Here is a 25,081-nt window from a genome sequence, read left to right as displayed (position 1 = left end):
ATGACTGATACCACTGCCGAGCCGGCTCTGAAGCCGGAACGTCCTTTCTTTTCATCCGGTCCGACGGCCAAGTTCCCCGGATGGTCCTTCGACAAGTTGCAAACCGAATCGCTCGGGCGCTCGCATCGCTCGGCGACCGGCAAGGCGCGCCTGAAATACGCCATCGACCTCTCGAAAGAGCTGCTCGGCGTGCCAGAGGATTACCTCGTCGGGATCATGCCCGCGTCCGACACCGGCGCGCTCGAATGCGCGATGTGGACCATGCTGGGCGAGCGTCCCGCAACCGTCGCCGCATGGGAAAGCTTCGGCAATGTGTGGATTCAGGACGCGGTCAAACAGCTCAAGCTGCCCGACCTGCAGGTGCTCGACGCCGACTACGGCGAAATCCCCGACCTCGCGTCCATCCCGCAGGACAATGATGTCGTCTTCACCTGGAACGGCACGACTTCGGGCGCGAAGATTCCCAACACCGATTGGCTAGAGCCGGGTCGCGCAGGGGTAACGATCAACGACGCGACCAGCGCCGTCTTCGCGATGGAGATGGACTGGGCGAAGCTCGATGCCACGACCTACAGCTGGCAGAAGGTCATGGGTTCGGAAGCCCAGCACGGCATGCTGATCCTCAGCCCCAAGGCTGTCGAACGGATCGAAAGCTATGATCCGGCGTGGCCGCTGCCCAAGCTGTTCCGCCTGAAGAAGGGCTGCAAGATCAACCGCGGCATCTTCGAGGGCGCGACGATCAACACGCCGTCCATGCTCGCGACCGAGGATTATATCGCCGCGCTCGAATGGGCGAAGTCGATCGGTGGGCGAAAGGCGATGTTCGAACGCGCCGATGCCAATGCCAAGATCGTGACCGACTGGATCGAGGCGACCCCGTGGCTGCGCAATATGGTCTCCGACCCTGCCAAGCGCACCAACACCGGTGTGTGCTTCGTCTTCCAGGGCGATTGGTACGAAAGCCTGTCCGACGAGGACAAGGCGGGCGTGCCCAAGAAGATCGTCAAGATGCTCGAAGAGCGCAACGTCGGCTACGACTTCAACGGCTATCGCGATGCCCCGCCGTCGCTGCGCATCTGGTGCGGCGGTACGGTCGAGCAGGAAGACCTCAAGCGTCTCCTGCCGTGGATCGAGTGGGCCTACGAGCAAGTCAAGAACGGCTGATCCGGCTGGCGGCTCGGCAGACGGGCCGCCGCCATTTCCCAATTCCTGAACCGGAAAAGAGCCGGGCAACGACAGGACAATTCCATCATGACCAAACCCAAAGTCCTCATCTCCGACAAGATGGACCCGAATGCCGCAAAGATCTTCGAAGAGCGCGGCTGCGACGTCGACGTCATCACCGGCGAAACGCCTGAAGAACTGAAAGCGCGCATCGGAGAATACGATGGCCTCGCCATCCGCTCCTCGACCAAGGTGACCGCCGACATCCTGTCGGCCGCGACCAACCTCAAGGTGATCGGCCGCGCCGGCATCGGCGTCGACAATGTCGATATTCCTGCTGCCTCTTCGCAGGGCGTCGTGGTGATGAACACGCCCTTCGGAAACTCGATCACGACCGCCGAACACGCCATCGCGATGATGATGGCGCTCGCTCGCCAGATCCCTGCTGCCAACGCACGCACGCAGGCGGGCGAATGGCCCAAGAGCGATTTCATGGGCGTCGAAGTAACCGGCAAGACCTTCGGCCTGATCGGTGCCGGCAATATCGGCACGATCGCGGCGAGCCGCGCGCAGGGCCTCAAGATGAAGGTCATCGCCTACGATCCCTTCCTCACCGAAGAGCGCGCCGTCGAACTGGGCGTCGAGAAGGTCGATCTGGACACGCTGCTGAGCCGTGCCGATTTCGTCAGCCTGCATACTCCGCTGACCGACCAGACGCGCAACATCCTGAACCGCGAGCGGCTCGAGAATGCAAAGCCCGGCATCCGCATCATCAACTGCGCGCGCGGCGGGCTGGTCGATGAAGCGGCGCTCAAGGACCTGCTCGAAAGCGGCCATATCGCTGGCGCGGCATTCGACGTGTTCGAAACCGAACCGGCCAAGGAAAACCCGCTGTTCGGCGCGCCTGGTTTCATCTGCACGCCGCACCTTGGCGCTTCGACCACTGAAGCGCAGGTCAATGTCGCGCTGCAGGTTGCGGAACAGATGAGCGATTATCTCGTCAACGGCGGTGTCACCAACGCGCTCAACGTGCCGTCGCTTTCGGCCGAAGAAGCGCCGAAGCTGCGCCCTTACATGAAGCTCGCCGAAAGCCTCGGCAGCCTCGTCGGGCAACTGGCGCATGGCAATCTGACCAAGATCAGCATCGAGCGCGAAGGCGCAGCGGCAGAGCTTTCGGGCAAGCCGATCGAAGCGGCTGTGCTGGCAGGGTTCATGAGCCGCTATTCGGACAGCGTGAACATGGTCAACGCGCCCTATCTGGCAAAGGAGCGCGGGCTCGACGTGCGCTCGGTCCGCCACGAGCGCGAGGGGGCGTACAATACGCTGCTGCGCGTCACCGTTGGCACCAGCACCGGCGACCGTTCGGTTGCGGGCACGCTGTTCGGCCCCGAGGCTCCGCGTCTGGTGGAAATCTTCGGCGTCGGCATCGAAGCCGACCTTGCCGGAGACATGCTCTACATCGTCAACGAGGATGCGCCCGGCTTCATCGGCCGGATCGGTACGCTGCTGGGCGAAAAAGGCATCAACATCGGCACGTTCCACCTTGGGCGCCGCGACGCGGGCGACGAGGCGGTCCTGCTGCTCAGCGTCGACCAGCCGATCGGCCAGGACGTGATCGATGCAGCCTGCAAACTTGAGGGCGTCAAGACGGTGAAGGGGCTGGAGTTCTGATCCGCAATAGGGCAAGCGCGCCAGCGCAATGACCGAACCAGACGATCTCCTGCCCGAAGGTCTCGAAGACCGCCTGCCGGACGAGGCGCGCCGCATCACCCATGCCATGCGCGCCGCGCTCGGTGTGCTGGACGCGCATGGCTACGACCGGGTCCTGCCGCCGCTGATCGAGTTCGAGAAATCGCTCGCCGGGCGGATGGCCAAGGGGCCGGACGAGGCGCAGCCGCGCCGCATGTTCCGCTTCGTCGATCCGGCCAGCCTGCGCACGCTTGCCCTGCGCAGCGACATCACGCCGCAGATCGGCCGTATTGCCGCAACCGGCATGGCCAATGCGCCGCGTCCGCTTCGCTTGGCCTATAGCGGAGACACGGCGGTGATCCGCGCCGACCAGCTCGACCCCGCGCGCGGGCGCGTGCAGCTGGGTGCCGAGCTGATCGGGGCCGATACGGTCGAGGCCGCCGCAGAAGTCGTGACACTCGCGATCGAGGCCGTGGCAGCTGCGGGTGTGACCGGCATCTCGGTCGATTTCACGCTGCCCGACCTCGTCGATACTTTGGCCGACAATGCCATGCCGCTGCCTGAAGAGGCGCGCAAAGCAGTCCGCCGCGAGCTCGATACCAAGGACGCAGGCGGGCTGAAGGATGCAGGCGGCGAGGCTTACCTGCCGCTGCTCTTTGCTACCGGCCCCTTTGCCGATGCGGTCGAGAAACTGCGGGCGATCGACGCGGGCGGTGCGCTCGCGACGCGCATTGCCGGGCTGGAACAGGTCGCGGCGCGGATTGGCGATGCTGCGCGCATCACGCTCGATCCGACCGAGCGCCACGGTTTCGAATACCAGAGCTGGTTCGGCTTCACCCTCTATGCCGAGAATGTGCGCGGCGCTGCAGGGCGCGGCGGCACCTATTGCATCGCGGGCAGCGAGGAACCGGCAACCGGTTTCTCGCTATTCCTCGATACGATTGCCAGCGCGGTCCCCGATCCCGAACGGGCGGACACGCTCTACCTGCCGACCGGCCATGACCGCGAGGCCGCTCGCCGATTGCGCGCCATCGGCTGGCGCACGGTCGCACAGATCGGCGAGGGCGAGGACCCGCAGGCGCTCGGCTGCACCCACAGGCTCGACGGCAAGGATACCGTCGCGCTCTAGGCGCTGCCGGATTTCCCGGCCTACATGTCCTGAAAGTTCGAGGGGTTCGGACCCATCCGGCCATCCTTGCTGTCGAGCGCATCGATCCGCGCCATCTGCTCGTCCGACAGTTCGAACGACAAGGCGGAGAAATTGTCCTTGATGTGATCGGGATTGGTCGAGCGTGGCAGCGTGCTGAAGCCATGCTGGATGTGCCAGCGAATGACGACGGCCGGCGCCGACTGGCCGGTTTCCTGCGCGATTGCGGCAATCGTGTCGTTGCCGAAGGCATTGCCCTGGCCGAGCGGCGACCAGCTTTGCGTGAGAATGCCCATCTCCTCGTGCACGCGGCGCATGTCGCGCTGCTGGAACGAGGGGTGGAGTTCGATCTGGTTCAGCGCGGGCGTGACGCCGGTTTCGCCAACGATGCGCTTCAGGTCTTTCTCGCGGAAATTGGATACGCCGATCGACTTCGCCTTGCCTTGGCGGCGCAGTTCGATCAGCGCTTTCCAGGTGTCGACGAACAGGCCCTTGTCGGGGCAGGGCCAGTGGATCAGCAGCATGTCGACATGCTCGCGGCCAAGGCGCGAGAGGCACTTGTCGGCAGCCTTCAGCGTGCGGTCATAGCCCTGGCTCGCGTTCCAGATCTTGGTCTGCAGGAAGATATCGGACCAGTCGCCGATCCCTTTGCCGACCTCTTCCTCGTTGCGGTAGATCGCGGCGGTATCGACCAGCCAGTAGCCGACCTTGACCGCGTGGTGCACGGCTTCCTCGGCATCCTCCGGGGCAATCTCCCAGGTTCCGAAACCGAGCTGGGGAATCTGGCGGCCATCGTTGAGGGCGAGTGTAGGTTGAGTAGTCATGAAGTCTCCTTTGCCCCATCAATGGTGCGGCGCCGCATATGTTTCCGAATTGCGTGTCGACCTTGCAAACAACAGCTTGCCTACCGAGCGTGAACCAATCGCGCGCTACTGCGTTGGATTACCAGCAAGCAGCAGGAGAGCATCATCGAGGAGCAAGCTCAAAAGAGCGATGGCTGGTTTGTCCGGCGACTGATCCTGGCGATACTCGTCATTGGTATCGCCCTGCTTCTCTGGGAAATGCGCTATATCCTCGTGCTTGTATTCGGCGCGGTCCTGCTCGGCGTCTTGTGGCACGCAGCGGCCCGCTGGCTGCATGATCGCGCCCATGTACCTCAGAGCGTCGGGCTCGCCATAACCGTCGGCGCTGTGGTCGCCTTTACAGCGGGCATGCTTTATCTGTTCGGATCGGAGATTGCCGAACAGGCCGAATCGATAGCGGCGGTACTGCCCGACGCGCTGGACCAGCTTCGCTCCACGGCCCGCGAATTCGGCGTGGGCGGATGGGTCGACCAGCAGGTCGAACGCCTGACAGGGGCGTTTGCCGAAGGAGGCAGCCTTGGCGGCATGCTCATGTCCATCGGCAATGGCCTCACCGATTTCATCGTGGTCGTGGTCGGCAGCATCTTTCTGGCAGCGCGGCCCAAACTCTATCGGACCGGATTGATCAAGCTCGTACCCGCCGCACGGCGAAACGTCGCAGCGGCCACGCTCGACGACATGGAGACAGCCCTGCGGCTGTGGTTCAAGGGCCGCCTGGTTGCAATGATCGGCGTGGGGCTGCTCGTCGGGATCGGGCTGTGGTTGATCGGCGTCCCATCCTTCCTGGCGCTTGGTCTGCTTGCCGGCCTGCTGGAGATCATTCCGTTCTTCGGACCGATACTGGCGGCGGTCCCGGGCATTCTATTGGCCTTGCTGGTCAGCCCGACGCATGCTCTGCTTGCCGCCGGTCTCTATCTGGTGATCCAGCAGACCGAGGGGAATCTGATCACGCCCATTATCCAGCAACACGCAGTCGAGCTTCCGCCCGCTATCCTGTTGTTCTCCTTGCTGATCTTTACTTATATTTTCGGCGTGGTCGGCGTGCTCATGGCTGCGCCCCTGACGGTGGTCTTCTACGTCCTCATCAAGAAGCTCTACGTGCAGGAGGCGCTGGATACACCAACGCCGATACCCGGCGAGGATCGCTAGCAGCCTTGAGAAGTTGCGTTGATTGCGCTGGATTCAGAAAGGAACGGGGGACATGCTTGACTCGCCCCCATGCCAAGCCCTAACCCGCGCGGCGCATTCGGGACGCATCTCGTCCCTTCATCCAAATCCCACGGTCGAGTCCTGTCGAAGGACCATGAGGATCCCCCGGGCAGGGGGTAAGGTGTAAGCATGGCCAACGTAACCGTAATCGGCGCCCAGTGGGGCGATGAGGGCAAGGGCAAGATCGTCGACTGGCTCGCCAGCCGCGCCGATGCCGTCGTCCGTTTCCAGGGCGGCCACAATGCCGGGCACACGCTGGTCGTCGGCGACACCACCTACAAGCTCTCGCTGCTGCCTTCGGGTATCGTCACCGGCACGCTGTCGATCATCGGCAATGGCGTTGTGCTCGACCCCTGGCATCTGAAGTCGGAAATCGAAAAGCTCGAAAGCCAGGGCGTCATTATCCACGAAGACAATTTCGCGATTGCCGACAACTGCCCGCTGATCCTGCCGATCCACCGCGACCTCGATGGCCTGCGCGAAACCGCGGCAGGGTCGGGCAAGATCGGCACCACCGGTCGCGGGATCGGCCCGGCTTACGAGGACAAGGTCGGCCGCCGCGCGATCCGCGTCTGCGATCTTGCGCATCTCGATGATCTGGAACCGCAGCTCGACCGCCTTTGCGCGCACCATGACGCGCTGCGTGCCGGTTTCGACCAGCCGCCGGTCGATCGCGAGGCGTTGCTCGCCGAACTGCGCGAAATCGCGCCCTCCGTCCTGCGTTTTGCCCAGCCGGTGTGGAAGCGCCTCAAGAAGGTGCGCAAGGCCGGCGCGCGCATCCTGTTCGAAGGCGCGCAAGGCGTGCTGCTCGACATCGATCACGGCACCTATCCCTTCGTAACCAGCTCGAACACGGTGAGCGGGACTGCGGCGAGCGGAAGCGGCCTCGGCCCCAATGCTACCGGCTTCGTTCTCGGCATCGTCAAGGCCTACACCACCCGCGTCGGCAGCGGCCCTTTCCCGACCGAGCTCGATGACGAGGTTGGCCAGCGTCTGGGCGAGCGCGGACACGAATTCGGCACCGTCACCGGGCGTCAGCGCCGGGTCGGCTGGTTCGATGCGGTGATCGTGCGCCAGAGCTGTGCGATTTCGGGCGTGACCGGCATCGCGCTGACGAAGATCGACGTGCTCGACGGCCTGGAGACGGTGAAGATCTGCACCGGCTATCGCCTGCGCGGCAAGATCATGGATTACTATCCTGCTCATGCCGCCGACCAGGCCGCGGTCGAACCGATCTACGAGGAAATGGAAGGCTGGTCGCAAAGCACTGCGGGTGCGCGCAGCTGGGCCGAGCTTCCCGCCAATGCGATCAAGTATATCCAGCGCGTTCAGGAGCTGATCGAAACGCCTGTCGCGCTGGTCTCGACCAGCCCTGAGCGCGACGATACGATCCTCGTAACTGACCCATTCATGGACTAGGCATCGCTGCGGATTGCGCCGCGACGCATCGCGCGATAGCTTCCTCGCCCATGCGTATCGAAGTGCTCTTGCCGATGCTCGTACTGTTCGGCTGCGCGGCAGACCAGCAGGGGGCCGAAACGGTGTCCGGCGATGCGGGTCTCGCCCCCGCCGAGAGCGCCTATGCCAGCGCCGACTACCAGCGGCGCGGTGCCTCGCGCGAAATCAGGCGACCGGGCGGACCGGCCTTTGCCGACTTCGTGCTGGTCGACAAATCGGATCGCATCCTCGTCGCCTATTCGGATGGCAAGGCGATCCGTGCCTATCGCGGGATACAGTTCGGTGACGCGCCCCTCGGGCACAAGCGATTCGAAGGGGACGAGCGCACGCCGGAAGGGCGCTACACCATCGACCGGCGCAATCCGCAGAGCTCCTATTACCTCAGCCTCGGTATATCCTATCCCAATCGTTCGGATCGGGCCTTCGCCGCGAGCTATGGCCGTTCGCCCGGTGGGGACATCTTCATCCACGGTCAGCCCAACGGTCTTGCCAGCGATTTGCGGATGCGTGGCGACTGGACCGATGGCTGCATCGCGCTCGCCAACCACGAGATCGAGGAGTTGTGGCGGCTTGTGCCCAACGGCACGCCCATCGTGATACGGCAATAGCCAGAGCGCTGATCTCACAACGCTTTTCTTGACATGAACCCTGTTTGTTCTACTTACGTTTCCATAGAACATGGAGGCGATTCGATGAGCGATAACGACTTATCCTATCATTCCGCCGAGGATGCGGCGGGACTTCGGGCAGGTGTCGCGATCTTTGCCGACCGCGCTGGCGTGCGCCACGAAATGGCCGAGGACATGGAAGCGGCCGGCTTTCGCGTGCTGCGCAGCGCCCCCTTGCAGGAACTGCTCGAAGGGGAAGCGAAGAGCCTCGGCGATGTCGTCCTGCTCGATTGCGTATCGGTCGACGTCAAGCTGTGTGCCGCGCTCTCGCGGCTCGACATGCGGATCGCCCGGAGCGGTGCGCAGCTGATCGTCACGACCTCGCTCGATGCTCTGGACGAGGTGTTCGCCTGTTTCGACCAGTCCGCGCCGCAGATCCTTGTCGATGCGTAACGCTCCGAACGTGTGGTCGCGGTGGGCCGGACGCTCGGAAGCATATCGGGCGGCAAGGTTCGCGAATTGTCGGAGGCCGATCGCCTGGCGCTGCTCCGCCTGTCCGAACAGGTCGATGCCATCGCGCAGAAGATCGAGGCCTTTCGAACAACCCACAGGCGATGGCCGGACAGTCCGGAGGCGGTGCAGCGGGCGCAGGAGAGCGTTCGGTGTTCTCGGGTTTCTCGCAAGACGATAGCAGCGCGAAGGAACTGCGCTTTCCCAGTCCGAGCCACGTACGGCGGATCATTACCGAGCGTCAGGCGCGCTCGAAGTTCTTCGATGCGGAGCTTTTCGCCGATCCGGCGTGGGACATGCTTCTCGACCTGACGGCGGCGCATGGCGAAGGCGTGCGGGTCTCGGTCACGTCGCTGTGCATCGCCTCTGGCGTTCCGCCGACGACCGCGCTGCGCTGGGTGCGCCAGATGACCGAAAACGGCTTGTTCGAACGGATCGACGATCCCAGTGACAAGCGCCGCGCATTCATCTCGCTCAGCGCCAAATCGCGCGATCCCATGTCGCGCTATTTCGCCCTGATCGAAGCTCCGCTGGTGGCTGCGGCCTAGGCCTTTGTCGAAGGTGGCGCGCGCATGATGACGGTAAGACCGGCTTCGGTCTCGTCATGTGTCACTCCGCCATAGGGCAGCCTCACGGCATCGGCGCGCGCGCGGGCCAGAATGGCTTCGGGAATGTCGCCGTCGAGCAGGATCGTATCCGCCTCGCCGAGAAGGCGCGCATCGCGCAAGGTGAGCATTTCGGGATCGGTCGAGGTCAACGCAATCTCGTGTCTGCCCGTGGCTTGGCGCGCTGCTGCCGCTCCCTCCATCCATGCGTCGACGCGATCCGCAGATGCGGGATCGAGCGCATCGAGCGCGCCGCCTTCGCGCAGAGCTTCGTCGAGTGCTCGGCGCCGCTCCGCACCCTGCGGAAAGCGTTCGCGCAACCTGTCGCGCGCGCCGAAAAGCGCCTTGGCAAGATCGCCCAGCGTCTCTGGCAGGATGCGCTCGAGCCGCAACCGGACGTGCTTGGCAAGCCCCGCCGACGCACCACCGGTGCCCACCGCGATCAGCACCGGATCGCGGTCGAGTATGCTCGGCGTGGTGAAGTCGCACAGCGCGGGCATGTCGACCACGTTCACCAGCATTCCGGCGCAGCGCAGATTGATCGCGGCGTTCTCGCAAGCGCGCGCATCGTCATAGGCGACGAAGGCGATCCGCACGCCCTCATCGACCGCGCGCTGCATGTCATCCTCGATGATACCGCCGGCGCGTTCGACCAGTCGGCGTTTCGGCTCAGCCGCTTCGCCTTCCCCCAGCACGAGCACTTTCTGCCCGCGGATCTGGTGGAACAGCGGAAGCGAGCCTATGCCAGCCATTCGGGCACGCGCTCGGCATCCATGATCGCGCCTGCATCGATGCGGTCTGCCACCACCGCATATTTATCGCCATCGACCAGCACTTCGGCGACGAAACCGCGCGAGTTGTAGCTCGAGGCCATGGTTGCGCCATAGGCCCCGGCGGTCCGGAACACGGCGAGGTCGCCCGATTTCAGCGCATCGCATTCACGGTCGCGCGCGAAGGTATCGCCGGTCTCGCAGATCGGGCCGACGATGTTCGCGGTCAGGCGCTCCCCGCTGGGTTCGACCGCTTCGAAATCATGCCATGCGCCGTAGAGCGCGGGCCGCGCGAGATCGTTCATGGCGGCGTCGACGATGACGAAGGGCGGGCCATTGCCGCCGCGCTTCACCCTGACCACGCGGGTCAGCAACACACCGGCATTGCCCGCGATCACGCGGCCGGGTTCGAAGGTCAGGTGCACGCCCCAATCCTTGGTCACGCGCGCGACCATCGCGCCATATTCGGCGGGCGAGGGCGGGTTTTCACCCGCCTTGTACGGCACGCCCAGACCACCGCCTAGATCGACATGGGTGATCGTGTGGCCCGCCTCGCGCAGGTCCGCGACCAGTTCACCCACCTTGCCGAAGGCGGTTTCGAGCGGTTCGAGATCGAGCAGCTGGCTGCCGATGTGCACCGCCACGCCGCGCAGATCGAGGCCCTCCAGACCGGCCAGTTCGGCGAAAACGTCGCGCGCATGGATCAGCGGGATGCCGAACTTGTTCTCGGCCTTGCCGGTCGAGATCTTCTCGTGCGTCTTCGCATCGACATCGGGATTGATGCGCAGGCAGGCAGGAGCGCTTTGTCCGCGGGCGGCGGCGAGTTCGGCCAGCTCGCGGCCTTCTTCGCGCGATTCGATGTTGAACTGGCCGATCCCTGCATCGAGTGCTTCGGACAGCTCGTGCATCGTCTTGCCGACGCCCGAAAAGACGATCGCTTCGGGCGCCATGCCAGCAGCCAGGGCGCGCCGCATCTCGCCGCCGGAGACCACGTCGGCGCCAAAGCCTGCGCGTTGCAGCACCTTGAGCACGGCAAGGTTGGGGTTGGACTTGACCGCGAATGCGATCAGCTTGTCGGGGACGTCTGCCAGCCCCTCTGCAAAGACACGCGCATGGCGTTCCAGCGTGGCGCGCGAATAGACATAGACCGGCGTCCCGACCTCCTCCGCAATGCGCGGAAGCGGCACGTCCTCGGCATGAAGCACGCCGTCACGAAGCGCGAAATGATCCATTGTGCGTCGGTATTCCTATTCGGGGGGCAGATCGAAGGGATCGTCTTCGCGCTCTTCGGAGCGGCGGCGCAATTCGACGCTGCGTTCGGGCGCGGCGAGGGTAGGCAGTTCGAGCAGTTCTTCGGCGGTGGGCTGCGCCTGGCTGCCATATTCCGCCGGTGGCAGGCTTTGCCCGGCCTGCGGTTCGAGATCGGCACGCTGCCCGCAGGCGGAAAGCGCCATAAAGGCCGTGAGGCCAAGGATCGTTTGGGTGAGCCTACGCATCAATCTTTCTCCGCGAGCCGCGCCTTGGCGCGCTTGACCTGCGCCCTTACCTGTTCGGGCGCGGTTCCGCCATAGGATGCGCGCGAGGCGACCGAGGCATCGACCGAGAGCGCATCGAACACGCGCTCGCCGATCCGGCTGTCGATCTCTGTCAGGTCATCGAGCGAGAGCTGGTCGAGCGCGACCCCGCGCTGCTCGGCCAGTTTGACGGCAGCGCCGGTGATGTGATGCGCCTCGCGGAAGGGGATGTCCGCCTCGCGCACCAGCCAGTCGGCAAGGTCGGTTGCGGTGGCATAGCCGAGCTCGGCTGCCTGCCGCATCCGGTCCGTGTTGAACGTGCTGTCGGCCACCATGCCCGTCATCGCCGCGATGGAAAGGCCGAGCAGGCTGGCAGCCTCGAACACCGGCGGCTTGTCGTCCTGCATGTCCTTCGAATAGGCGAGCGGCAGGCCCTTCATCGTGATCATCAGCGCGGTGGTGCAACCGATCACCCGTCCGGCATGACCGCGCACCAGCTCGGCGGCATCGGGGTTCTTCTTCTGCGGCATGATCGAGCTGCCGGTGCTCAACGTATCGGGCATGCGGATGAAGCCGAAGGGTTGGCTCGCCCAGATGATCATCTCCTCGGCAAGCCGCGAGAGGTGCAGCGCGCACTGGCTCGCCGCCATGAGGTAATCGAGCGCGAAATCGCGGTCGGATACGGCATCGAGGCTGTTGGCGGTCGGCCGGTCGAAGCCAAGCGCACTCGCGGTTGCATCGCGGTCGATCGGGAAGCCCGTGCCCGCTAGTGCGGCAGAGCCAAGCGGGCTTTCGTTCATTCGCACCCTCGCGTCGGAAAAACGGGACACGTCGCGCGCAATCATCTCGTAATAGGCGAGCAGGTGATGGCCGAGCGTGACCGGTTGCGCGGTCTGCAAATGGGTGAAGCCGGGCATGATGCTGTCGGCGTGCTCTTCTGCCCGCGCAACCAACGCATGCTGCAATGCGTGCAGACCGGCAATCGCCTGGTCGATCGCATCGCGCACCCACATGCGGAAATCGGTCGCGACCTGGTCGTTGCGGCTGCGCGCGGTGTGGAGCCGTCCGGCGGCGGGTCCGACCAGGGCGCCAAGCCGCGCCTCGGTCGTCATGTGAATATCCTCGAGGTCCCAGTCCTCGGGCACGCCATCGCGCTCGTATTCTTCGGCGATCCGATCCAGCCCGCCGTCGATCGTCGCCGCATCCTCTTCCGTGATGATCCCCTGCGCGGCGAGCATTGCGGCATGGGCGCGGCTGGCGGTGATATCCTGCCGCCACAGTGCCTTGTCGAAGGGAATCGAGGCATTGATTTCGCGCATGATCGCGCTAGGCCCTTCGGCGAACCTCCCGCCCCACATCTTGTTGGAGACGCCCGTGTCCTTACGGTTATCGCTCACTTTTCTTGCCTCGGCGCTGCTTCTTGCTGGCTGCGATAGGGGCGCAGACGAGCCCGCGCAACAACAGGGAGAGTTGGCGGGCGAGAAGCAGGGCTTGAGCGGCGAGATCGACCGCTCGCAGGCGGGCACGCTGATGCCGGCGATCAACGTGACCGATCCTTCTGGCAAAACGCTCAATCTGGGCGCAACGCAAGGGCAGCCGGTGCTGCTCAACCTGTGGGCGACGTGGTGCGCGCCCTGCGTGGTCGAAATGCCCATGCTGGACGAGCTTGCCGATACGCTCGGGGACGAGGTTCGGGTCGTTACCGTCAGCCAGGACATGCGCGGCGCAGAAGTGGTCGACCCGTTCTTTGCCGAGCGAGATTTTCGCAATCTGGAGCCGTGGCTCGACCCCGAGGCGCAACTGAGCGGGGCGCTGGACGATGTCGGCGCAATGCCGCTGACGGTGCTGTTCGATGCGCAGGGACGAGAGGTCTTCCGCGTGGCGGGCGGCTATCACTGGAACAGCGAAGAGGCGATCGCGGCAGTGCGCGAGGCGGTTGCGGAGTAGGGCGCGGGTTTCCTCCCGCGCTGTCGCTTGGGAGCATTGTGGCTGAAACCCTCCCCCGGAGGGTTTCGCGTCGCAAAATGCTGGTGGGCGATGACAGGCTCGAACTGCCGACCCTCTCGGTGTAAACGAGATGCTCTACCAACTGAGCTAATCGCCCCACGGCCCATGGCGTAATCGCCGCTGCGGGTGGGCGCTATCTAGCGCCGATTCGTTCAAAATCAATTGCCGATTGTAATTCGGCTCCACGCTGCCCTATCGCCGCACCCATGACATCGACCAGGATCACCGTTCTCGCCACCGGCGGCACGATAGCAGGAATCGCAGGATCAGCGATCGCAAAGGACTATCGCGCGGGCCAGATCGAGATCGGGGACTATCTCGAAAAAGTCGGCGCGCTAGGCCTCGAAGCCGAACTGAGCGGGCGCCAGATCGCCAATATCGATTCGGCGGACATCGGCCCGCAGGTCTGGAACGAGCTCCACCGCGCCATTGATGACGCGCTAAAAGACGACGGCTGCGACGGGATCATCGTCACCCACGGCACCGACACGCTGGAAGAGACTGCCTTCCTGCTCGACCTGACGCTGCCCGCAACCAAGCCGGTTGTGGTGGTCGGCGCGATGCGTCCCGCCGACGCGGTCGGCTATGACGGACTGCGCAACTTCGCCAATGCGGTGCGGGTTGCGAGCGATCCGGACGCTGCCGGGCGCGGCGTGCTGGTGGTGATGGGCGACCGGGTGTTCGGCGCGCGCGACGTGCGCAAGGTCCGCACCCGCGGCACCGATGCCTTCCGCGGGTTCCCGCGCGAATCGGTCGGGCTGGTCACGCCGTCCTCGCTCGAATGGTTCGGCGCGCCGTGGCGCAGCGGTGAGCCTGCGCAATTCGAATGGGACGACAACCTTCCTGCCGTGCCGGTGATCTATGTCTATGCGGGCATGGACCCGGTGGCCGCGACCTGCATGATCGGGCCGGAGACGCGTGGGATCGTGATCGCGGGGGTGGGCGAGGGCAACATGCCCGAAAGCGTTCGCCGCGAACTCGTCCGCCTGCGCAAGGAGGATGGCGTGCTGGTGGCCCGCGCCAGCCGGGCCGACGAGGGGCTGGTCGACCGCGAGCCGGAGGACGACGTCAATGGCTTCGTCGCCGCGCGCGCTCTCAATCCGCAAAAGGCGCGCATCCTGTCGCAATTGCTGATCGCCAGCGGAACCACCGATCTCAAGGAAATCCAGCAGGCATTCGACGGGCGGTGAGTAGCGGAAAGGCCCGCGTTGCTGCGAGTCTTCCGGAAGGTTGTCGGTCTGCTCGAATGTATGACCTCGCAAATCCGGCCAGTAATGTTTTGATGCCGACTGGCATGGGCGCTATCCGGCTGACATGATCGCATCTGCTCTCTCAGTGCGCGCATTGCTGCTCGCGATCTTCATCCTGATGGCGGGTAGCGGTTTTCTGTCTACGCTTATCGCGATCCGGCTCGAGAGTGCGGGCGTCCCTTCGCTGATCATCGGGCTCGCTGCGACAAGTTACTTCACCGGGTTGACGCTCGGTTCGCTGAGAGCCGAATTGCTGATTGCGCGCATCGGCCACATCCGCGCCTTTGCGGCATTCGTGACCGTCTTTTCCGCCAGTAGCCTGGCCTATGCGATCCTCGAGCTGCCGACCATATGGATCGTGCTGCGCTTCATCGATGGATTCGCGATGGCAGGCGTTTTCGTTTGCCTCGAAAGCTGGCTCAATCGACAAGCGACGCCGACCAATCGCAGCACGGTGCTCGCTGCCTACATGATCGCGCTTTACTGCGGTCAGGCGGGGGGGCAGTTCCTGCTGAATCTCGGTCAGGATGCCCCTGACCTTCCGTTCATGATCTCCGCCGTCCTGTTGTCGATCGCCCTGTTGCCGGTGCTGCTGACACGCATGGAGCAACCCCAGATCGAAGCGATCACGCCCTTCTCGATACGCAAGCTTTACGCAGCGTCACCACTCGGGATCATAGGAACGCTTGCCAACGGCGCGATGTTGGGCGCCTTCTATGCGATGGGCGCGGTCTATGTGCAGCGCATAGGAATGGGCCTCGCGCAAGTCGCGCTGTTTACATCCTGCGTCATTGCAGGCGGCGTGGCGCTGCAATATCCGCTGGGCAGGTTGTCCGACAGATTCGACAGACGGCGCGTCATCATCGCCTGCTTTGCAATCACTGCGGCCGTCAGCGCTGCCATCGCGGCACTCGAACTGCCAGCAATCGGCACGATCGCAATCGGCAGCGTCTTCGGCGGGTTCGCCTTCGCGCTTTACCCGCTGTGTGTCGCGCATTCGAACGACCACCTTGATGAAGACCAGCGTGTCGGCGCGAGCAGCGGCCTGGTCCTGACCTATTCGGTCGGCGCGATGGCGGGACCGATGATCGGGTCGAGCGCGATGAGCGCGTTTGGTCCTGCGGGACTTTTCGCCGTGATCGGGGCGCTTTCGGCAGGTGCTGCCCTGTTCGGCATATGGCGTACCGTGAGGCGGGCGGCCGTGCCCACCGGCGAACAGCAACTGTTCCAGAGCCTGCCGCGCACGACGCCGATGGTGGCGGTGCTCGAGGCGGAAGACATGGGCGAAGATTCTTGAGTCCAGCCATTGATGCCGGATTTTCTTGCGCCTTTTCTGAAAACGAATAATCGATGCTTCGTGCCATAATTCAATGGCCTAAGGGTCGATTCGCTTCATGAATAAAGCTCAGATTGCGGCCGTAGCTGCCGCTGTGGGAATGCTCTCGGGTTGTGCAACCTATCTCGAAGAGGGTGCGACGAAAAATGCTGCCGCGCAATGTGAAGCGATGGGCAAGCAGTTCGTGAAAACCGATTCCAAGAAGACCGAGGCGATCGTAGTGTCCAGCGCCACGGTCACCGGCGAATGCATTGGCCCGGAAGACCCTCGCTACGTATCGGACCCAGGCCCGAGCACGCCGCCATCCGATTGATCGCGACACGCATCATTTCCGCTTTGAGCGCGACACGGGATCGACGACCCGAGAGGTCCGCTATAAAGTGAAAACTGTGCCCCGGCAAAGACCGGGGCCGCACAGTTCCAGATCCCGTAGTCGCGCAAATGCCGAGGCGTTTTACCCCCAGGGTGTGACGAGGTATTTCTCGCCCGTCTTCATCTGGCGATAGTCGAGCACCGCGTCCTTCGTCAGCATCTCCTCCAGCGTCACCTTGCGCTTGTAGCTGCTGGCGAATGTCGTCGTGAGCTGGTCGAGCACGCGCTTGCGCATCCGGCCCACGGTTTCCATGCCGGCATTGGCGAGGAACGGCGTCAGCAGCCAGCCCGACAGCGTCCAGCCGAAGCCGTAGCTCGGAGTCAGGATCGTCGGGCCGAGGTCGAGGCGGCCGTAGATGAACATGCGCTTCTGCTGGTTCGAGCCATAGCGCGAATATTCGGTCATCTTCGAAACCGCGACTTGTTCCATCGCCTTGAACACGTTGTCGACGGCCTGACCGCCGCCGATCGGATCGAAGCCGTAGAAGGCATCGGTTGCGTCGATCGCCTCGCGCAATTGCTTCATGAAATCATCGTCGGACGAGTTCACGACATATTTCGCGCCCAATCCCTTGAGCATGTCGACGTGTTCCTGCTTGCGCACGATGTTGACCAGCTCGATCCCGTCTTCCTGGCATATCTTGATGAGCATCTGGCCGAGGTTGGAGGCAGCGGCGGTGTGCACCATCGCCTTGGCGCCATCCATCTTGGCATTCTCGGCAAAGCCAAGCGCGGTCATCGGATTGACGAAGCTGGACGCGCCCGCTTCGGCGCTGTGATCGCCCAGCGGCAGGCACATACCGGCATCGGCGATGGCATACTGGCTGAAGGCAGTGCCGGGAACACAGGCCACGCGTTGCCCCATCAGCGCCTTGGCAGCGTCGCTGTCGCCCGTCGCAACGACCGTGCCTGCGCCTTCGTTACCGGCGGGCAGTTTCTGGCCGTGGCGCGCCTTTGACCCGGTGTTGAAGGGTTCGGGCATGTTGGCGACGAACTTGCCCGGCGAGTAGTCCGCATTCTCGAGGTCGGCAGCGCCGGTCAGGATCGCGAGGTCCGAAGGGTTGATCGGTGCCGCCTCCATCTTGACCAGCACCTGGTTGCCGGTGGGGTCGGGGAAGGTGACGTCCTCTATCTCGACCGTCAGCGTGCCGTCGCTCGTCAGGGTGGTGAAAAGCTGTTTGCCGGTAGTGCTCATGTCGGTGTCTCCCAATGTCGGATAATTCGAATTACCCGCATGGCTACGCCTGCAATCCGCGCTTGGCTAGGGTGACGTTAGGTCAAGTCTCGTCGGGATATTGGGCTGCGACGAAGTAGAGCCCATGCGGCGGGGCGTTGAGGCCAAGCTCCTGCCGATCGCGCGCTTCGAGCGCCTCTTCCAGCCGCTGCCTGTCCCAGCGCCCCATGCCGACCAGCGCGAGGCAGCCGACCATGCTGCGGACCTGGTGGTGGAGGAAGCTGCGCGCGGCGGCGTGCACGCGCACTTCCTCGCCCTCTCGCTCGACGGTCAAGAGGTCGAGCGTCTTTACCGGGCTCTGCGACTGGCACTGGACGCTGCGGAAGGTGGTGAAGTCGTGCAGCCCGACCAGCGCCTGCGCGGCATCGTGCATCGCGGTTTCGTCGAGCGGCTGCGGCACTTGCCAGGCGCGGTTCTTGTCGAAGGTCAGCGGCGCGCGGCGGTTGATGATGCGATAGACATAGGAGCGGCCGATACAGGAAAAGCGCGCGTGCCAATCATCCGCCACCGCCTCGCAATGGGTCACCGCGATGGGCTGGGGGCGAAGGTGCGCGTTCAATGCCTCCATCAGGCGGAAAGGCGTCATCTCCTTTGCAATCTCGATATGGCTGCGCATCGCGAGCGCGTGGACGCCCGCATCGGTGCGCCCCGCGCTGAACATCGTCACGTCTTCGCCGGTGATCGCGCTGGCGGCTTCCTCTACTGCCTGCTGGACGGAGGGCGCATTCTCCTGCCGCTGGAGGCCGGAAAAGGGCGTGCCGTCGAACTCGAGCGTGAGGGCGAAACGGGTCACGTCAGCTTCGTGCCCCTGGGCACTTGCCTGCCGCGGAGGAAGTCCGCGCGGTCCATCGCCGGCTTGCCCGCACGCTGGAGGCGCAAGGGGCGGATCGCGGCTTCTCCGCAAGCGATGGTCAACTGATCGTCGAGCACTTCACCGGGAGTGCCTGCGCCGTCCGAAACTTCAGCGCGGAGCAGCTTCACGCGCTCCCCGTCTGCCTCGAACCAGGCACCGGGGAAGGGGGCAAGGCCGTGGATGTGACGCACAACTTCTTTTGCGGGTTTCGACCAGTCGATCCGCGCCTCCGCCTTGTCGATCTTGGGCGCATAGGTCGCGTCTGCGTCGTCCTGCGCCACCGGTACATGGATTTGCAGATCGCGCAGCGTGCCGACCATCAACTGCGCGCCAAGCTCGGCCAGTTCCCCGGTCAGTTCGCCGGTCGTCTTGTCCTCGATCGGGGTGCGGACGGTGGCGAGCATCGGCCCTGTGTCGAGCCCCGCCTCCATCTGCATGATGGTCACGCCGGTGGTCGGATCGCCCGCCATGATCGCGCGGTGGATCGGCGCGGCCCCGCGCCAGCGCGGCAGGATCGAGGCGTGGATGTTGAGGCAGCCGTGCTTAGGCGCGTCGAGTATGGGTTGCGGCAGGATCAGGCCATAGGCCGCGACGACAGCGACATCGGCCTCCAGCGCGGCGAACTTCTCCTGCTCCTCGGCAGATTTCAGCGATTTCGGATGGCGCACCTCGATCTCCAGACGCTCGGCGACCTTCTGGACGGGGGAGGGCTGCAGCTTCTTGCCCCGGCCCGCCGGACGCGGCGGCTGCGTATAGACGCACACGATTTCATGCGCAGCGTGATGCAGCGCTTCGAGCGCCGGTACCGCGAAATCGGGGGTTCCCATGAAGATTATGCGCATGACGGTGTTTGTGGCCTTTCTTGGTCGCGCTCTGGCCCCTATCTGTCACCCCATGGCATCGCAAGAGATCGAAGCATTGGCCGGCGCATTGGCGCGGCTACCCGGGCTTGGCCCGCGCTCGGCACGGCGTGCGGTGCTTTGGCTGGTCAAGAACCGCGAGCAGGCTCTCCCGGCGCTTCTAACCGCGCTCGGTACCGTTCAGGACACGCTGGTCGAATGCGACACCTGCGGCAATGTCGATACGAAGAACCCCTGCGGCATCTGCGCCGACCCGCGTCGCGACCGGAAATCGCTCTGCGTGGTCGAGGATGTCGCGGACCTCTGGGCGCTCGACCGCTCGCGGCTTTTTTCAGGACGCTATCATGTGCTTGGCGGCAAACTGTCGGCGCTCGACGGTATCGGGCCGGAGGATCTCAACATCGCCAGCCTGTTAGGCCGGATCGAGGAAGGCGGCATCGACGAGGTCGTGCTCGCGATGAACGCCACGCTTGAGGGGCAGACGACCGCGCATTACATTGCCGAGCGGCTGGAAGGCTTCCCGTTGCGCATCACCCAGCTGGCGCATGGCCTGCCCGTAGGCGGCGAGCTCGATTACCTCGACGAGGGGACGCTGGCGCAGGCGCTCAGGGCGAGGCGGCCTGTCGATTAGCGTGATCGCATTGCTGCGCTTGCGATTGCGCCCGGCCGACACTAAATCACCCTCATGGCTATTCGTGAAATCCTGGAAGTGCCGGATCCCCGGCTCAAGGTCGTGTCCGAACCCGTCGCAGAGGGCGAGTTCAATGACGAACTCAAGACCCTCGTCGATGACATGTTCGAAACGATGTATGACGCAAACGGTATCGGCCTCGCGGCGATCCAGGTGGGCGTTCCCAAGCGCGTGCTGGTGATCGACCTGCAGCCGGAAGACAAGGATGACGAGCCGGAACCGTGCAATCATGACGGACATGAGCATGTGCACTATCCTCTCAAGAAAGAGCCGCGCATCTTCATCAATCCGGTGATCGTCGATCCGGCAGGGGACCTGACGACCTATCAGGAAGGCTGCCTCTCGGTTCCCGAGATTTATGCGGATGTCGATCGTCCGGCGACCTGCAAGGTCCGCTACCAGGACCTCGACGGTAACAGCCATGAGGAAACGATGGAGGGGCTGATGGCCACGTGCATCCAGCACGAGATGGACCATCTCGAGGGCATTCTCTTCATCGACCATCTGAGCCGCCTCAAGAAGCAGATGGCCCTGAAAAAGCTCAAGAAGCTGCGTCAGGCGGCGTAGTTTGTTGGCCTCGAGCGCCGGCGGGGCCATCCGGCCCCTTAGGCTTCCGCGCTAACCGCGCGACGGCCGGTCGGCCTTGCGGTCACTACCGTGACCGATCTCATTCAACGTCCTCATACGAAATCAATACCTGCGGCATCGATCTCTCGCTGATCAGATGAGTGGTGTCGGTCGGCGACCAGCCGACCGCAAGGGCACGCGCCCGCCCCGCAGGTGCCCCGAGCGCAGCGAGGGAACTGCGCCGAGGACGGACCCGCGGATGCGGGTTCGCAAACTTACGCGTTCTGCATCATGCCATTGAGTGCTTTGAGGCAATCGTCGGCACATTCGCGGCACATCTGCGCGCAGCGGCGGCAGTGGTCGTTATCGTGCTTCGAACATTCCTCGACGCAGGCTTCACATGCCGCGATGCAGGCGCGCAGCTGGGCCTCGATCACTGCGACATTGCCAGCGGTACGGCGCGTCGCGACCCGGTAGGTTGCGGTGCAGACGTCCGAGCAATCCATGCACAGCCGGATGCATTCGCGCATATCCATTTCTTCCGCGCTGCAGGCATCGGCGCAGCTGTTGCAGATCGCCGCGCAATACATCGCGTGGCGCACGGCTTCGCCCAGCTGGTCGTTCCAGTCTGCCCCGACCTGCGGGTGTTCCTTGATCATTTCCTTGATAGACATCGTCAATTCTCCTTCATCTCCTCAGCGAGCGAGAATGGCGATTGTTCCGGCGGAACCGGTCCTCCCTTTCGCCGGTTGAGTCACCATGCTTACCGATCAGATCATGCTCGCAATCGCAGTCGATGTGGCGCGGCTGTTTGAATTGGCGGGAATTGCCGTAATCATCATCGGCGCAATCATCGCCGCCGTGAAATTCGGGCGAAATCTGGTTGTCGGCAGAGGCAGCGAAGCCGGGCGGGAGCGAGATCTGGTCGCGCGCTTTCGCAGCACGCTCGGGCGCTCGATCCTGACGGGGCTGGAGCTGCTGGTGGCGGCCGACATCATCCGCACCGTTGCGGTCGACCCGACGCTCGAATCCGTCCTCGTGCTCGGCCTGATCGTGATCATCCGGACATTCCTGAGCTTCAGTCTTGAAGTGGAAATCGACGGCAAGTGGCCGTGGCAAAAGGGCGCCGAAGGGAAGTCCTAGCAGGCAGGCGTAGGGGCAAGCTTCCAACGCGGGGATTAGTTGCCGAGGTGGCTTGGCGCGAGCCTGCGTTCCAGCTATGTTCCCGAAATGGATGCCACTGTTCTGACTATATTCGCGCTCGTTATCGGCCTTGCCCTGGGCGGGGTCGCCGGATGGTTTTTCGGCTCGCGACCTGTGGCCGACTGGAAGGCGCGCCATGCAGAGCGTGACGGCGAGGCGAAGGAGCTTTCCGAAAAGCTTTCTCGCATGACGCCTGAGCTTGCGACCATGTCCGAGCGTGCTGCGCGAGCGGACGGCCTTGCCGAACAGCTTGATCGTGCACGCGAAGAAAATGCGCGCTTCAAGGCGGAACGGGCGGGGTTCGAGGAGCAGAAGCGGCTGCTCGAGGAGAGTCGCGAAAAGCTTCTAAAGGAGTTCGAGAACACCGGTGCCAAGGTTCTCGGCGCGGCGCAGGAGAAATTCCTTGCCAGCGCAACCGAACGCTTCGGTCATGCCGAGAAGTCCTCCGAGGAGAAGATCAGGGCGCTGCTGCAGCCGGTTGGCGATCGACTGAAGAAATACGAGGAGCAGGTCGCTGCCCTGGAGGAAAAGCGCACCGACGCTTTCGGCAGGCTTTACCAGCAGATCACCGAAATGCAGCGCGGACAGGAAGAGGTTCGCAAGGAAGCGCAGCGGCTGGGCAATTCGCTCACCAATGCGCCCAAGGCACGCGGGCGCTGGGGCGAGCGGGCACTCCAGAATGTGCTCGAGCAATGCGGGCTTGCCGAACACACCGATTTCCATCTCGAGCAATCGATGGATACCGACCAGGGGCGCTTGCGTCCCGACGCGATCGTCAATGTGCCCGGGCAGAAGAAGCTGGTTATCGACGCCAAGGTTTCGCTCAACGCCTATCAGGCGGCGTTCGAGGCCGATGACGATGAGGAGCGCAAGCGTCACCTCGACCTGCACGCCAAGTCCATGCGGGGCCACGTTCAGACGCTTGGATCCAAAGGGTATCAGAGCCAGTTTGACGACGCGCCCGATTACGTCGTGATGTTCGTGCCGGGCGAACATTTCGTCGCTGCCGCACTCGAGCACGATCCGGAGCTGTGGGACTTCGCCTTTCATAACAAGGTGTTGCTTGCGACACCGACCAATCTCGTCGCCATCGCGCGCACTGTGGCGCAGGTCTGGAGGCAGGATACGATCGCCCGTGAAGCGGTGGAAATCGGCAAGGCTGGCGCGGAACTCTATGACCGTCTGGCCGTGGCTGCCGAGCATATGAAGCGCGTTGGTGGGGGACTCGAAACGGCGGTGAACAACTACAACAAGTTCGTCGGCAGTTTTGAGCGCAACGTGCTTTCCTCAGGTCGGCGGCTGGCCGACAAGGGCATCGAGATCGGCAAGCGCGAGATCGAGGATGTGCCACTGGTTGAGGCTACGCCGCGCTACAACAATGACGACGCTGCCGACGCCCCACAGATCGAGGACGGCAAACGCGACGCAGCCGAGTAAGGCCGACCAGGCGCTTTCCTACTCGGGGCCTTTCGGCGCATAGCCGAGGGCGATGACTTACCAGCCGAAGCCGCCCATCCACCGCCTCCCGACGCGCGATCGCGTTGGAAAGGTGTCAAGTTGCCGGATTCGACTTAAGTATCTGAATATTAAAGGGAAGGTGGCGTTTACGCGGCTTGACAACCTGTCAATTGTGTCAAGTTTGTTGGGAAAGGCTGTCGAGCACCTCATAGGCCAGCACGGCACCGGCCACCGCGGCGTTGAGGCTGTCCGCGCGCCCCTTCATCGGCATGGTGACGCGCAGGTCGCACTCTGCCTCGTAATCTTCTGGCAATCCCTGCGATTCATTGCCGACCAGTATGAAGCAGGGCGCTTGGTAGGGTGCACCGCGATAGGGCACTGCGTCCCTCAGCGATGCGGCGACCAGCTGGCCCTCTCCGCCACGCAGCCACGGCACGAACTCGTCCCATCGCGCTTGCGCAATGGCTTGCGTGAAGACCGCGCCCATGCTGGCACGCACCGCTTCAACGCTGAACGGATCGGCGCAATCGTCGATCAGGATCAGTCCGCCTGCTCCCACCGCGTCACAGGTTCGGAGCATGGTGCCGAGGTTGCCCGGATCGCGCAGCTCTTGGGCGACAAGCCAGATCGGAGCGGCGCTGCGGGCGAGCTGGGTCAGCGAAGTGTCGAACTCCGCGAACATCCCGGCCACTGCCTGCGGGTTCGACTTGCCGGTGATCTTGGTCAGGATATCGGGCGACGTTTCGATGATGGCGCCACCGGCTGCCGCGACTGCCGCTTCGAGTTCGGCCAACAAAGGGTGCGGATCGCGAGTATCGGACATCACCAGAATCTCGGGCACATGGCCGCATTCGCGCGCGTCGGTGAGAAGCCGCAGACCTTCGGCAAGAAACTTGCCCTCTCGCTTGCGGTGCTTCTTTTCCCGCAGTGATCTCAGATATTTGACGGTCGAGTTTGAAAAACCCGTAATGGTCCGCCGCTCGGATGAAGGGCTCACTCTTCGCCGAACCCGTCGCTGACCAGCGCCACCAACTCGCCCAGTACATCCTCTGCGTTGTCGCCCGCCACGATGACCTCGATCTCGTCGCCCTTGGCCGCGCCGAGCATCATCAGGCCGAGGATCGAGCCGCCTTCAGCTTCGTTGCCCCCCTTGGCGACGCGCACCTGAGTGCCATCGGGCAAAGCCGCGACTGCTCCGACAAACTTGGCACTGGCGCGCGCGTGCAGGCCGCGCTTGTTGATGATGGTGACGGCCTGGCGATGCTCGCTCATGCCTTGGCCTTCTTCGGCGCATCCTCATGCCCGAGGAACTCGCTCGCCACCGTGATATAATTGCGGCCGGCAGTCTGCGCTGCCTCGACAGCTTCAACAACGCTCATAGATTTGCGTGCGCCGGCAAGACGGATGAGCATCGGCAGGTTGATGCCCGCGATCACTTCGACCCGTCCGGCATCGAGCAGCGATATGGCAAGGTTCGAGGGCGTGCCGCCGAACAGGTCGGTCAGGATGATGACCCCATTGCCGCTGTCGACCGCGCCGATGGCGGAGGCGATTTCCTCGCGCCGCTGCTCCATGTCGTCATTGGGTCCGATGCATACGGTAGCGACCGCTTCCTGCAGGCCCACGACGTGCTCCATTGCCTCGACGAATTGCTCGGCCAAATGGCCGTGCGTCACGAGAATCATGCCGATCATGAGAGAATACTGTTTCCGG

General features: G+C 63.8%; 28 protein-coding genes and 1 tRNA gene. 16 read left to right on the top strand and 13 right to left on the bottom strand.

Annotation, left to right across the window (positions count from 1 at the left end; translation table 11 throughout):
- The 3 genes from CCE89_RS02710 to CCE89_RS02700 all read left to right on the top strand — a co-directional run bounded on the left by CCE89_RS02710 (position 1) and on the right by CCE89_RS02700 (position 3,982).
- Entirely contained in the window at positions 1–1,164 is a 1,164-nt protein-coding gene (locus CCE89_RS02710) for a phosphoserine transaminase (protein WP_086436479.1), read from the top strand.
- A gap of 87 nt (positions 1,165–1,251) precedes the next feature.
- Complete coding sequence (gene serA / locus CCE89_RS02705) at positions 1,252–2,835, top strand: phosphoglycerate dehydrogenase (RefSeq protein ID WP_086436478.1); 1,584 nt, start codon at positions 1,252–1,254, stop codon at positions 2,833–2,835.
- Between the two features lie 28 nt (positions 2,836–2,863).
- A complete protein-coding gene (locus CCE89_RS02700) occupies positions 2,864–3,982 on the top strand; it encodes an ATP phosphoribosyltransferase regulatory subunit (protein ID WP_086436477.1) in 1,119 nt (372 codons plus the stop codon).
- Positions 3,983–4,002: 20 nt separating this feature from the next.
- Here CCE89_RS02700 and CCE89_RS02695 read toward each other — a convergent pair whose 3' ends face one another.
- Positions 4,003–4,824, bottom strand: a complete 822-nt coding sequence (locus CCE89_RS02695) for an aldo/keto reductase (protein WP_086436476.1) — start codon at positions 4,822–4,824, stop codon at positions 4,003–4,005.
- A 108-nt stretch (positions 4,825–4,932) separates the two neighbouring features.
- On the opposite strand from CCE89_RS02695, the gene CCE89_RS02690 reads away from it, so the two are divergent.
- The 5 genes from CCE89_RS02690 (at position 4,933) to CCE89_RS15380 (ending at position 9,196) form a co-directional block, all read left to right on the top strand.
- A complete protein-coding gene (locus tag CCE89_RS02690; RefSeq protein WP_086436475.1) occupies positions 4,933–6,012 on the top strand; it encodes an AI-2E family transporter in 1,080 nt (359 codons plus the stop codon).
- A 189-nt stretch (positions 6,013–6,201) separates the two neighbouring features.
- Positions 6,202–7,491, top strand: coding sequence for an adenylosuccinate synthase (locus CCE89_RS02685; RefSeq protein WP_086436474.1), 1,290 nt, complete (start codon positions 6,202–6,204; stop codon positions 7,489–7,491).
- 50 nt (positions 7,492–7,541) lie between these two features.
- Positions 7,542–8,138, top strand: a complete 597-nt coding sequence (locus CCE89_RS02680) for a L,D-transpeptidase family protein (RefSeq protein ID WP_086436473.1) — start codon at positions 7,542–7,544, stop codon at positions 8,136–8,138.
- An 84-nt stretch (positions 8,139–8,222) separates the two neighbouring features.
- Positions 8,223–8,591 (top strand): hypothetical protein, encoded by a 369-nt coding sequence (locus CCE89_RS15385; RefSeq protein WP_234989904.1) that lies wholly within the window; start codon positions 8,223–8,225, stop codon positions 8,589–8,591.
- Positions 8,592–8,752: 161 nt separating this feature from the next.
- Entirely contained in the window at positions 8,753–9,196 is a 444-nt protein-coding gene (locus tag CCE89_RS15380; protein ID WP_327078633.1) for a winged helix DNA-binding protein, read from the top strand.
- Here CCE89_RS15380 and CCE89_RS02670 read toward each other — a convergent pair.
- Genes CCE89_RS02670 through argH form a run of 4 tightly spaced genes read right to left on the bottom strand, consistent with a single transcriptional unit; the run spans position 9,193 to position 12,895 of the window.
- A complete protein-coding gene (locus CCE89_RS02670; RefSeq protein WP_086436472.1) occupies positions 9,193–10,005 on the bottom strand; it encodes a precorrin-2 dehydrogenase/sirohydrochlorin ferrochelatase family protein in 813 nt (270 codons plus the stop codon). The genes CCE89_RS15380 and CCE89_RS02670 overlap by 4 nt on opposite strands.
- Entirely contained in the window at positions 9,993–11,255 is a 1,263-nt protein-coding gene (lysA, locus tag CCE89_RS02665) for a diaminopimelate decarboxylase (protein ID WP_086436471.1), read from the bottom strand. The genes CCE89_RS02670 and lysA overlap by 13 nt, the downstream gene beginning before the upstream one ends.
- Before the next feature lie 15 nt (positions 11,256–11,270).
- Positions 11,271–11,519, bottom strand: a complete 249-nt coding sequence (locus tag CCE89_RS02660; RefSeq protein WP_086436470.1) for a hypothetical protein — start codon at positions 11,517–11,519, stop codon at positions 11,271–11,273.
- Positions 11,519–12,895, bottom strand: a complete 1,377-nt coding sequence (gene argH / locus CCE89_RS02655) for an argininosuccinate lyase (RefSeq protein WP_086436469.1) — start codon at positions 12,893–12,895, stop codon at positions 11,519–11,521. Before argH ends, CCE89_RS02660 begins: the two co-directional genes overlap by 1 nt.
- Before the next feature lie 112 nt (positions 12,896–13,007).
- On the opposite strand from argH, the gene CCE89_RS02650 reads away from it, so the two are divergent.
- Positions 13,008–13,484 (top strand): TlpA family protein disulfide reductase, encoded by a 477-nt coding sequence (locus tag CCE89_RS02650; protein ID WP_234989903.1) that lies wholly within the window; start codon positions 13,008–13,010, stop codon positions 13,482–13,484.
- 81 nt (positions 13,485–13,565) lie between these two features.
- On the opposite strand, the gene CCE89_RS02645 is transcribed toward CCE89_RS02650, so the two are convergent.
- A tRNA-Val gene (locus tag CCE89_RS02645) sits at positions 13,566–13,641 on the bottom strand.
- A gap of 109 nt (positions 13,642–13,750) precedes the next feature.
- Here CCE89_RS02645 and CCE89_RS02640 point away from each other — a divergent pair.
- From CCE89_RS02640 to CCE89_RS02630, 3 genes are all read left to right on the top strand, one after another.
- A complete protein-coding gene (locus tag CCE89_RS02640) occupies positions 13,751–14,734 on the top strand; it encodes an asparaginase (RefSeq protein WP_086436467.1) in 984 nt (327 codons plus the stop codon).
- Between the two features lie 124 nt (positions 14,735–14,858).
- Positions 14,859–16,091, top strand: coding sequence for an MFS transporter (locus CCE89_RS02635; RefSeq protein ID WP_086436466.1), 1,233 nt, complete (start codon positions 14,859–14,861; stop codon positions 16,089–16,091).
- Positions 16,092–16,188: 97 nt separating this feature from the next.
- Positions 16,189–16,443 (top strand): hypothetical protein, encoded by a 255-nt coding sequence (locus CCE89_RS02630; protein WP_143255943.1) that lies wholly within the window; start codon positions 16,189–16,191, stop codon positions 16,441–16,443.
- A gap of 141 nt (positions 16,444–16,584) precedes the next feature.
- On the opposite strand, the gene CCE89_RS02625 is transcribed toward CCE89_RS02630, so the two are convergent.
- The 3 genes from CCE89_RS02625 to fmt all read right to left on the bottom strand — a co-directional run bounded on the left by CCE89_RS02625 (position 16,585) and on the right by fmt (position 19,431).
- Positions 16,585–17,697, bottom strand: coding sequence for a zinc-binding dehydrogenase (locus CCE89_RS02625; RefSeq protein ID WP_086436464.1), 1,113 nt, complete (start codon positions 17,695–17,697; stop codon positions 16,585–16,587).
- A gap of 82 nt (positions 17,698–17,779) precedes the next feature.
- On the bottom strand, positions 17,780–18,529 hold the full coding sequence (truA, locus tag CCE89_RS02620; RefSeq protein ID WP_086436463.1) for a tRNA pseudouridine(38-40) synthase TruA: 750 nt from the start codon (positions 18,527–18,529) through the stop codon (positions 17,780–17,782).
- A complete protein-coding gene (gene fmt, locus CCE89_RS02615; protein ID WP_086436462.1) occupies positions 18,526–19,431 on the bottom strand; it encodes a methionyl-tRNA formyltransferase in 906 nt (301 codons plus the stop codon). Before fmt ends, truA begins: the two co-directional genes overlap by 4 nt.
- Before the next feature lie 52 nt (positions 19,432–19,483).
- On the opposite strand from fmt, the gene recR reads away from it, so the two are divergent.
- Together recR and def are read left to right on the top strand one after the other, a co-directional pair.
- Positions 19,484–20,080 carry a recombination mediator RecR gene (gene recR, locus CCE89_RS02610; RefSeq protein ID WP_086436461.1) on the top strand — a complete coding sequence of 199 codons (597 nt, stop codon included), beginning with the start codon at positions 19,484–19,486 and terminating at the stop codon, positions 20,078–20,080.
- A 54-nt stretch (positions 20,081–20,134) separates the two neighbouring features.
- Positions 20,135–20,707, top strand: a complete 573-nt coding sequence (gene def, locus CCE89_RS02605; protein ID WP_086436460.1) for a peptide deformylase — start codon at positions 20,135–20,137, stop codon at positions 20,705–20,707.
- Between the two features lie 275 nt (positions 20,708–20,982).
- Here def and CCE89_RS02600 read toward each other — a convergent pair whose 3' ends face one another.
- Positions 20,983–21,381 (bottom strand): four-helix bundle copper-binding protein, encoded by a 399-nt coding sequence (locus tag CCE89_RS02600; protein ID WP_086436459.1) that lies wholly within the window; start codon positions 21,379–21,381, stop codon positions 20,983–20,985.
- A gap of 103 nt (positions 21,382–21,484) precedes the next feature.
- Here CCE89_RS02600 and CCE89_RS02595 point away from each other — a divergent pair, with 103 nt between their 5' ends.
- Both CCE89_RS02595 and rmuC read left to right on the top strand, forming a co-directional pair.
- A complete protein-coding gene (locus CCE89_RS02595) occupies positions 21,485–21,850 on the top strand; it encodes a DUF1622 domain-containing protein (protein ID WP_086436967.1) in 366 nt (121 codons plus the stop codon).
- An 87-nt stretch (positions 21,851–21,937) separates the two neighbouring features.
- Positions 21,938–23,347, top strand: a complete 1,410-nt coding sequence (gene rmuC / locus CCE89_RS02590; protein WP_086436458.1) for a DNA recombination protein RmuC — start codon at positions 21,938–21,940, stop codon at positions 23,345–23,347.
- 196 nt (positions 23,348–23,543) lie between these two features.
- Here rmuC and CCE89_RS02585 read toward each other — a convergent pair whose 3' ends face one another.
- Genes CCE89_RS02585 through CCE89_RS02575 form a run of 3 tightly spaced genes read right to left on the bottom strand, consistent with a single transcriptional unit; the run spans position 23,544 to position 25,062 of the window.
- The gene (locus CCE89_RS02585; protein ID WP_086436457.1) at positions 23,544–24,365 is read right to left on the bottom strand and encodes a TrmH family RNA methyltransferase; all 822 of its coding nucleotides are present in this window, start codon (positions 24,363–24,365) and stop codon (positions 23,544–23,546) included.
- Positions 24,362–24,640 carry an HPr family phosphocarrier protein gene (locus CCE89_RS02580; RefSeq protein ID WP_086436456.1) on the bottom strand — a complete coding sequence of 93 codons (279 nt, stop codon included), beginning with the start codon at positions 24,638–24,640 and terminating at the stop codon, positions 24,362–24,364. The genes CCE89_RS02585 and CCE89_RS02580 overlap by 4 nt, the downstream gene beginning before the upstream one ends.
- Positions 24,637–25,062, bottom strand: coding sequence for a PTS sugar transporter subunit IIA (locus tag CCE89_RS02575; protein WP_086436455.1), 426 nt, complete (start codon positions 25,060–25,062; stop codon positions 24,637–24,639). The genes CCE89_RS02580 and CCE89_RS02575 overlap by 4 nt, the downstream gene beginning before the upstream one ends.
- Positions 25,063–25,081: the final 19 nt, after the last annotated feature.

This window comes from Altererythrobacter xiamenensis (assembly GCF_900177715.1).
GTDB classification, from domain to species: domain Bacteria; phylum Pseudomonadota; class Alphaproteobacteria; order Sphingomonadales; family Sphingomonadaceae; genus Erythrobacter; species Erythrobacter xiamenensis.
Note: the sequence above shows the minus strand (reverse complement) of the source record. Positions and strands in the feature narration are given on the sequence as shown.

Bases quoted from the DNA above. Each gene is read 5' to 3' on its own strand.
- CCE89_RS02635 (WP_086436466.1), top strand. From the start codon at position 14,859: ATGATCGCATCTGCTCTCTCAGTGCGCGCATTGCTGCTCGCGATCTTC.
- CCE89_RS02660 (WP_086436470.1), bottom strand. From the start codon at position 11,519: ATGCGTAGGCTCACCCAAACGATCCTTGGCCTCACGGCCTTTATGGCG.
- CCE89_RS15385 (WP_234989904.1), top strand. From the start codon at position 8,223: ATGAGCGATAACGACTTATCCTATCATTCCGCCGAGGATGCGGCGGGA.
- recR (WP_086436461.1), top strand. From the start codon at position 19,484: ATGGCATCGCAAGAGATCGAAGCATTGGCCGGCGCATTGGCGCGGCTA.
- CCE89_RS15380 (WP_327078633.1), top strand. From the start codon at position 8,753: ATGGCCGGACAGTCCGGAGGCGGTGCAGCGGGCGCAGGAGAGCGTTCG.
- rmuC (WP_086436458.1), top strand. From the start codon at position 21,938: ATGGATGCCACTGTTCTGACTATATTCGCGCTCGTTATCGGCCTTGCC.
- lysA (WP_086436471.1), bottom strand. From the start codon at position 11,255: ATGGATCATTTCGCGCTTCGTGACGGCGTGCTTCATGCCGAGGACGTG.
- CCE89_RS02575 (WP_086436455.1), bottom strand. From the start codon at position 25,062: ATGATCGGCATGATTCTCGTGACGCACGGCCATTTGGCCGAGCAATTC.
- CCE89_RS02680 (WP_086436473.1), top strand. From the start codon at position 7,542: ATGCGTATCGAAGTGCTCTTGCCGATGCTCGTACTGTTCGGCTGCGCG.
- CCE89_RS02700 (WP_086436477.1), top strand. From the start codon at position 2,864: ATGACCGAACCAGACGATCTCCTGCCCGAAGGTCTCGAAGACCGCCTG.
- CCE89_RS02600 (WP_086436459.1), bottom strand. From the start codon at position 21,381: ATGTCTATCAAGGAAATGATCAAGGAACACCCGCAGGTCGGGGCAGAC.
- fmt (WP_086436462.1), bottom strand. From the start codon at position 19,431: ATGCGCATAATCTTCATGGGAACCCCCGATTTCGCGGTACCGGCGCTC.
- CCE89_RS02640 (WP_086436467.1), top strand. From the start codon at position 13,751: ATGACATCGACCAGGATCACCGTTCTCGCCACCGGCGGCACGATAGCA.
- serA (WP_086436478.1), top strand. From the start codon at position 1,252: ATGACCAAACCCAAAGTCCTCATCTCCGACAAGATGGACCCGAATGCC.
- CCE89_RS02630 (WP_143255943.1), top strand. From the start codon at position 16,189: ATGAATAAAGCTCAGATTGCGGCCGTAGCTGCCGCTGTGGGAATGCTC.
- CCE89_RS02695 (WP_086436476.1), bottom strand. From the start codon at position 4,824: ATGACTACTCAACCTACACTCGCCCTCAACGATGGCCGCCAGATTCCC.
- CCE89_RS02580 (WP_086436456.1), bottom strand. From the start codon at position 24,640: ATGAGCGAGCATCGCCAGGCCGTCACCATCATCAACAAGCGCGGCCTG.
- CCE89_RS02710 (WP_086436479.1), top strand. From the start codon at position 1: ATGACTGATACCACTGCCGAGCCGGCTCTGAAGCCGGAACGTCCTTTC.
- CCE89_RS02685 (WP_086436474.1), top strand. From the start codon at position 6,202: ATGGCCAACGTAACCGTAATCGGCGCCCAGTGGGGCGATGAGGGCAAG.
- def (WP_086436460.1), top strand. From the start codon at position 20,135: ATGGCTATTCGTGAAATCCTGGAAGTGCCGGATCCCCGGCTCAAGGTC.
- CCE89_RS02670 (WP_086436472.1), bottom strand. From the start codon at position 10,005: ATGGCTGGCATAGGCTCGCTTCCGCTGTTCCACCAGATCCGCGGGCAG.
- CCE89_RS02595 (WP_086436967.1), top strand. From the start codon at position 21,485: ATGCTCGCAATCGCAGTCGATGTGGCGCGGCTGTTTGAATTGGCGGGA.
- CCE89_RS02625 (WP_086436464.1), bottom strand. From the start codon at position 17,697: ATGAGCACTACCGGCAAACAGCTTTTCACCACCCTGACGAGCGACGGC.
- argH (WP_086436469.1), bottom strand. From the start codon at position 12,895: ATGTGGGGCGGGAGGTTCGCCGAAGGGCCTAGCGCGATCATGCGCGAA.